Annotated in this window: 5 protein-coding genes and 1 tRNA gene; 2 read left to right on the top strand and 4 right to left on the bottom strand. The window is 43.9% G+C overall.

The genetic code is table 11. The annotated features are described in order from the left end of the window. Nucleotides 1–159: 159 nt before the first annotated feature. The 3 genes from Q8W40_RS16355 to Q8W40_RS16345 form a co-directional block, all read right to left on the bottom strand. A tRNA-Cys gene (locus Q8W40_RS16355) sits at nt 160–233 on the bottom strand. A gap of 194 nt (nt 234–427) precedes the next feature. Beyond that, on the bottom strand, nt 428–1876 hold the full coding sequence (viaA, locus tag Q8W40_RS16350; protein WP_305398728.1) for an ATPase RavA stimulator ViaA: 1449 nt from the start codon (nt 1874–1876) through the stop codon (nt 428–430). Between the two features lie 14 nt (nt 1877–1890). Next, nucleotides 1891–3549: an ATPase RavA domain-containing protein gene (locus tag Q8W40_RS16345; RefSeq protein WP_305398726.1), complete on the bottom strand. Its 1659-nt coding sequence runs from the start codon at nt 3547–3549 to the stop codon at nt 1891–1893. A 267-nt stretch (nt 3550–3816) separates the two neighbouring features. On the opposite strand from Q8W40_RS16345, the gene Q8W40_RS16340 reads away from it, so the two are divergent. Next, nucleotides 3817–4338 (top strand): NUDIX hydrolase, encoded by a 522-nt coding sequence (locus tag Q8W40_RS16340; RefSeq protein ID WP_305398725.1) that lies wholly within the window; start codon nt 3817–3819, stop codon nt 4336–4338. Nucleotides 4339–4343: 5 nt separating this feature from the next. Continuing rightward, nucleotides 4344–5363, top strand: coding sequence for a low-specificity L-threonine aldolase (gene ltaE / locus Q8W40_RS16335; RefSeq protein ID WP_305398724.1), 1020 nt, complete (start codon nt 4344–4346; stop codon nt 5361–5363). Between the two features lie 151 nt (nt 5364–5514). Here the strand turns inward: ltaE and Q8W40_RS16330 are convergent, their stop codons facing one another. Further along, the gene (locus tag Q8W40_RS16330) at nt 5515–6726 is read right to left on the bottom strand and encodes a glycerophosphodiester phosphodiesterase family protein (RefSeq protein ID WP_305398723.1); all 1212 of its coding nucleotides are present in this window, start codon (nt 6724–6726) and stop codon (nt 5515–5517) included. Nucleotides 6727–7054: the final 328 nt, after the last annotated feature.

The following is a 7054-nucleotide window of genomic DNA, read 5'->3' as shown; positions in this document are numbered from 1 at the left end:
CCGGACTTGAACCGGCACAGCGCGAACGCCGAGGGATTTTAAATCCCTTGTGTCTACCAATTCCACCACCAGGGCACGCAAACTTGTTGCGATGCTGCTAACTGAAGAGTTAAGACACCATCAAGATATCGTAATGTTTACCATATCTTTCAATTTGAATGGAGGCGCCTCCCGGAGTCGAACCGAGGTCCACGGATTTGCAATCCGCTGCATAGCCACTCTGCCAAGGCGCCAATTGAATCGCTGAAGCTATCTGCTCCGTTGCGTTCGATGCACACTTTACGGATTCATCATCAGGAGTCAAACAAAAATTGATGTTTTTCATTCGGTTGCTGATTAATAAAGCAAAGCGATGATGGTTTGATCTCTATTTGCCCAAAAATCACTAACCTCGTACCAACACAAGATTCGAGAAGACAGCGCATTATCACCACTTCTTAAACATTCGACCCACTAAATTGGGGTGATAAGACCAACAATGATCGAACATGGACATCAACTGTGGATTGCCATATTTAGATAAGCTAATGGCGTGGAAGCGATTTGACTTTTCTTTTAACTGATTCACTTTCTCTAAAATGTGCTCAGGCTGTTTGGGCGCAATGAAATCGGAAATAACGACCAGATCTGCATTGCGGTATTTATCTGTCGACATCAAATCTATGGATTTTTCGATAACCGGATCAATATCCGTACCGCCATGGAACGTATAAGAAAGAAAATCGCTAGCCTCACGCAAGCCATCTTGTTTGGTTAACTCGTAGGTGATTTGCTCGGTAGAGAAGATGATCACATAGCACTCTCTTCCCTCTGCTAGCGCTATTTGCATTAATGCATACGCCATCGCTTTTGCGCATTGTTCAGGAAAGCCGCTCATTGACCCCGAAGCGTCGACACAAATAATAAACGGGCCTTTTTCTATCTCTACCTGAGCGTTGTCTGGCGTTTTTGCTCTGACTTTACGGAGTTTGCGAGATTTACCCTGTGTTTTGTAGTTCAATAGCCGCTTGTCGATCAAATGTTTATAGAAAATCACTTCCAATTCAGGGTAAGCCAGAAACATCGTTTCATTGGGCAACAGCTTATTTAAATCGTCACTTTCGTGGATGCCGACGATATCGTCTGTAGCTTCGTCGCTTTTCTCTTCTACAACTTTCAATTCTTCATTTGGCGCTTTATTCAAATCGGGATCAGACACTTCACTGGCCATTCGACCAAGTTGCTCTGCAATTTCTTGTAGCGTGCCGTTTTTCTTCAAAAATTCAGCGTGGTGCTTCATGGTAGAAATGTCGGATTTCGACAATTTGGCGGACGCCATGTCCCATAACTTTCCGATTTGCCCTTCATCACCCGATTCAGACACTTTATCCATATTTTTCATGGTTTCTATGCGCTGATAGAGATCCGTCAATAGCTTTTCTTTATCCGCTTCTAGCTCTGTTACTTGTGCCTGCTGCAGTGCTTCACTCAAACTCTTGTACCACTGGTCGCAAAAGTAGTGAGGGAACATAGGGTTATTTACCCCTTTATTCTTTTCGAGTAAACGTCGGGCAGGCAAATAAAACGCCGAGTGCCACTCAAGGCGTTTTAATACATCGTTTATTTTTAGAAAGAACTCATCCTCAGTCCAATGAATGACTTCTTGATAGAGGGCAAGTTCATTACGAAAGTGCTCCGTTTCACACACCTTCGTCATTTTCTTTTTAACTTTCCCTCGCCATTTCAATAGATGGTTTTTCATCGAGGTTTTTACACCTCGGTTATTGTCGACCACCATCATTACCTGAGATCGAGCCATTAAATCGTTGACCGCAGTATCGATTAAACCAGATTCTGCGATCATCAATGCGAGGTTTAAGCTATCTGCTCCTAACATGATTCAACCCTAACCTACTCGAAATACTCATTCAGGTGTTTAATTCGAAATGCACTTTTCTCACACTGCGCTTTTGTTGAATCTAAACGCTGACTAATCGACTGAATGCTGGCTTCCATTTGAGTCGGCAATTCTGGGTCGATAAAACTGTGCGGTAATGCGCCATGGAAATCCGATTTAACCTGAAGCAGGTGATGTTCGGCGTGAGTAAGTTGCTCTAAGGCATGGCTAGCTTTCGCGCTCCACTCTTCGAATACGCTGTTATCTAGCCCGTCTTTCGTCACTAAAGTCACCAGTACCGAGCGATTGGCAATGTCTTTAACTACGAGCTGCTCATCGGCATCTAAACCAAACTTAAGCCGTCCGAGGTTGGTATTTTGGTTTACGTAACCATAGGCATCACCACCCCCTTCTTTGATGACACGCTCTAACTCTGTCATAGAAAGGTAAACCCAACGAGTGTTCCCTTTTTCTCCCTCCCAAACAGACATGTTGCTTTGCAGGAGAGCCAATTTGACGAGCCCAGAGTCGCGACCGACTTGATAACGCTTGGCGTTGCTTGTATCGAAATGGTGAATTTCTTTTTTCAGCAACTTGCCGGTGCTGTCCATTGAAAGGTGCATGGCATAACGGCTTTCAAGCTCTTCTTGAATATCGTCCAACTCTTCTTTACAGGTTTCTATCTGCTGGCTAATAACGCCTTGATCAAATGCAGAATGAATGGCGAACTCGCGAACAACTTCTTCAACGATATCTCGTGAATCTGGGCTGTTCCACAAACAGTCTTGAAGCAACAAAAGATCCAATGGATTAATGGTATCGCGACCATTGAAATACGCGCTGGCTTTCAACAATTTGACCGCTTTTTTCCAACGCCTGTCCGACACATACATGTCGGTTTCAGAAATATCGACCGCTTCATCTACACGCTGTTCAAGCATCGACTTCAATTGGTAGAGTTTTTCAAAGCACGATTCAGATAACGAGAGCTTATCTAGCTCCTCTAGCCACAAATGATATTCATCGTTAGTAATGGCAAGACCTTCTGGTACTTGCGCTTCTTGCGCCGTTCCCACGGTTAGCATGGAGCGGAAGTTTTGCTTATCTTGAATGCGGTTAACGAACACACGAACCAGCATACGGTCGTAGAGCGCCTCTAATCCACTGTCTTCATCAGGCAATTCGTTCGAAGCTGAAACCAGCAGCCTCATTGGCACTTTTTCGATTTCGTTACCATTCTTAAAGGTTTTTTCGTTCACTACCGTTAGCAAAGTATTCAATATCGCCGGTCCCGCCTTCCAGATTTCATCTAAGAAAACGACTTGCGCCGTAGGCAAGTACCCTTTGGTTAAACGAACGTATTTTCCGTTGTCTTTCAATTCCTGAATGCTAAGAGGACCAAACACCTCTTCAGGTGTGGAAAAACGTGTCATCAGGTATTCAAAGTAGGAACTGTTATCAAACGCTTGAATAAGGCGTTTGGCGATAAGGCTTTTAGCAATTCCAGGAGGACCGAGTAGGAAAACACTTTCGCCAGACAGTGCGGCGAGTAAACACAGCTTAATGGTGTGCTCTCTTTCGTACACCCCATCTGAAAGTGCATGAACCAGTTTATTGATTCGTTCTGAAAGTAGTGCCTTTTGAGCATGACTGGGATGATTTGAACCTAACATTTAGGCACCTCGTATTAGGCAACATGGTTATAAACATATTAGCATTTTTATACATTTGTTATTACTTTGTTACAAGTAATATCTTGCTTTATTAGACTCTTATAGCAGATCTATAGAAAAACCATGGGAAGGAAATCTTTGATTACGTAAATGAGGTTTTAATCAAGAATAGTTATAGGTGCGTCAAAAGTTGGACTTTTTCACTATTGGAGCTTTACAAAACAACGAACGGACAGGCAGTATCAATAAAAAAGCGATGGAAAAGCTATGTCCCGCACGATACACAGTTGGAAAAATATAGAGCTTTGCGAAGAGGATGTTCAACTTCCAAATGGAAGCGACATTACTCACACCACCATAGTGCACCCCGGTGCTGCCGTTATACTGCCCATTTTTTCGGACAAGCGAGTTTTACTGATTAAGCAATATCGCCCTTCTTTGAAAAAATGGTTGCTTGAGGTTCCCGCTGGTACCAAGGAACTCAACGAATCCCCTGAAACCTGTGCCAAACGAGAACTTGAAGAAGAAACAGGGTACAGCGCATCTGAATGGCATTCATTAGGACAAGTGACACCGCTCGCGGGTTTCTGTGACGAAATCCAACACTTGTTCGTCGCAAAACAACTGAAACAAACCAATCGCTTAGTCTGCGATGAAGATGAAATTATTGAGCTTCTTCCTTTTTCAATGAGTGACATTGAAGAGGCTATTCGGCAAGGCGAACTCACCGATGCTAAAACCATCGCCTGCATTTACAAAGCCAAGTTGTGTGGATATTTGAAGGATTAATGACAATGGATTTTCGTTCTGACACCGTAACACTGCCTACTCCAAATATGAAAAAAGCCATGTCGGAAGCCTTACTGGGCGACGATGTCTATGGGGATGACCCAACGGTCAATGAGTTAGAGGAGTGGACAGCGCAAAGACACGGCTTTGAAGCCGCAATATTTACGAGTTCAGGTACACAAGCTAATCTGCTCGCGTTAATGAGCCATTGCGGCCGTGGAGACGAATACATTTGCGGTCAGCAAGCGCATAACTATAAGTACGAAGGCGGAGGCGCAGCTGTATTAGGCTCCATCCAACCTCAACCTATTGAAAATCAACCAGACGGCACTATTTGTCTTAAGAAAGCAGCCGCAGCAATTAAGCCTGATGATTTCCACTTTGCTCAAACAAAACTGATGAGCTTAGAAAACACCATTAACGGAAAAGTGCTTCCACTAAGCTATTTAGAAGAAGCTCGGGCTTTTACACGCCAACATGGATTACAACTCCATCTCGATGGTGCACGTGTTTACAATGCCGCTGTAGCATTGGATGTGGACATTCAAGAGATAGCCAAACATTTCGATTCCATGACCATTTGTTTATCTAAAGGTTTGTCTGCCCCTATTGGTTCTCTTCTTCTCGGCGATAAAGAACTGATCAATAGAGCACGTCGCATTCGCAAAATGCTTGGCGGCGCAATGCGTCAAGTCGGCATGCTCGCGGCAGCCGGAAAGCTCGCCATGACAGAGCAAGTAGAACAGCTCAAGTTGGATCATAAGCATGCGAAACAGTTGGCATTAAATTTAGCCGATATCCCAGGGTTTCATGTAAAGCCAGAGTTGGTACAAACCAATATCGTGTTTGCAAAGCTGGATGAGCATGTCGATATTGTTGGTATAGCGGAAAAACTTAAAACACAAGGTATTACAATCAGCCCCGGTAACCCTGTTCGATTTGTGACTCACAAAGATGTGTCTTCGCAAGATATTGAAATACTGACAAAACACATTTCTGATTTAGTCGAAACACAGCAAGTTTAAGTAATTTGTCGTTTAAATATCCATTTTTTTTGCCATTTCTTTTTGGCAAAAAACGAAAAGGGAAGAGTTCACTCTTCCCTTTCTATATTCAAGCGACCTTTCAGCGTGAACCTAAACTTCTAGAGTCGGTTGACCTAGTAATAACGACAAATCACATGTTCATGCAGTTCGCATAGTAAGTCGTGGTTGCTGGCCAGTCTGAGAACACGCCCAGTACACCCACCTCTTTCGCCAATACATCCAACAACACCATGGTGTCGCCATCATTGTTGGTCGCGTCTTTGATGGATTGGTAGTACCAACCGCCACCATTCCCTAATGGTCCTGAGCGTTCAAGTGTCCAAGTGATGATGCCCAAACCCGCTTTCTTAGCCAATTTGGTATATTCAGACGGGACAATTTTGCCAGACGCATCTAATGTCACTAACGCGTACATTGGTGGGGCAATAATTTTCACGCCCGAAGCCACCAGATCTTTCATTCCTTGCAGTGTTGGTTTGAAATTTTCGTCGTTGTACACACGATCATCCAAGTACACCGCCTGCTTACCAAACTCTGGGTTGTTCTGAATCCAGTATTTCACATCATCAAGATTAAATGATTGAGCAAACACATCGCTTGCGGGTACGTTCGCAGAGCGATATTCACTTACCAACTTCTCTGCGTACATTTCCTGAGTAAAGCCATTGAACGGCATTTCAACCGCAGGTGCTTTTAGTTCAGGCGTCATTTTTACCCCATGCTTTTTAAACAGCGCGATACTTTCTGCATGTGTCAGCAATGTGCCCTTACTGGAATACAAATCCGTTCTCCAGCCGGCTGTACCATTCATGTACTCTTCTACAGTTGTCGCCATAGCGTTCGCACCATCCATTTTACCTTTTAGACGCTTGAATTCCGCTAACGTGAAGTCTGAAGTGCGGCATTCCGCTTTCGCTTTTTCACCCGTTGTTGGGTTAGCAGGTTGGAATGGTACGGTGCATTTTGCCGCGAGATCTGGGTGCGCTAATACATCGGTAGTGGTGTGCAAATCGCTTTGCGAATGACGACATACCAGCTCTTTATCTTTGGTGAAGGTAACATCGCATTCAAGTATTCCTGCCCCCATTTGAATGGCGGCAAGATAAGATTCTTTAGTGTGTTCTGGAAACTGCATTGGCGCTCCGCGATGACCAATGGAGAAATCACTGCGATAAAATGGACCGGAGCTGCAGTTCTGTAACTTACGTTTAAGTGCTCCGTTGTCCATGTCCTCTATCAAATAGAAAGGGCGAGGTCCAAGTTGTACTGTTTCGTGTGCAATGGCATTAACCGACGAACCAAGCAATACCACTGCTGTAATCGCCTTAAGTAAACTCTTCATTTAGTGACTCCTGTCAGCTATTTTTTGTTTTGAAGAAGACACGGTAATTACCTGAAATGACAAACGAGTGAATAACTTATGGCACTTTTATGTAGGTGATAAGATTCTCAGTATAGAACTCTCACTATAGAAGCTACCTCGCAAGGCTCCTTAGGTTCCATTTCTATAAATACTTTCTACATTCCCCTCGTGCTGCGCCCTGCTCAGACAGTAATTTGGCGCGTCAGGACAAAATATCAGCGGAAGTAAAACGTACTATTACCTTATCAACGCTGAATCAAATGGGTTCACCCACTATTTAGGGTCTGTTGACCTTTCGAGATGATTT

The organism is Vibrio penaeicida (assembly GCF_030689305.1).
Taxonomy (GTDB): domain Bacteria; phylum Pseudomonadota; class Gammaproteobacteria; order Enterobacterales; family Vibrionaceae; genus Vibrio; species Vibrio penaeicida_B.
The sequence above is the reverse complement of the archived record's forward strand: the minus strand, read 5'-3'. Positions and strand labels throughout refer to the sequence as shown.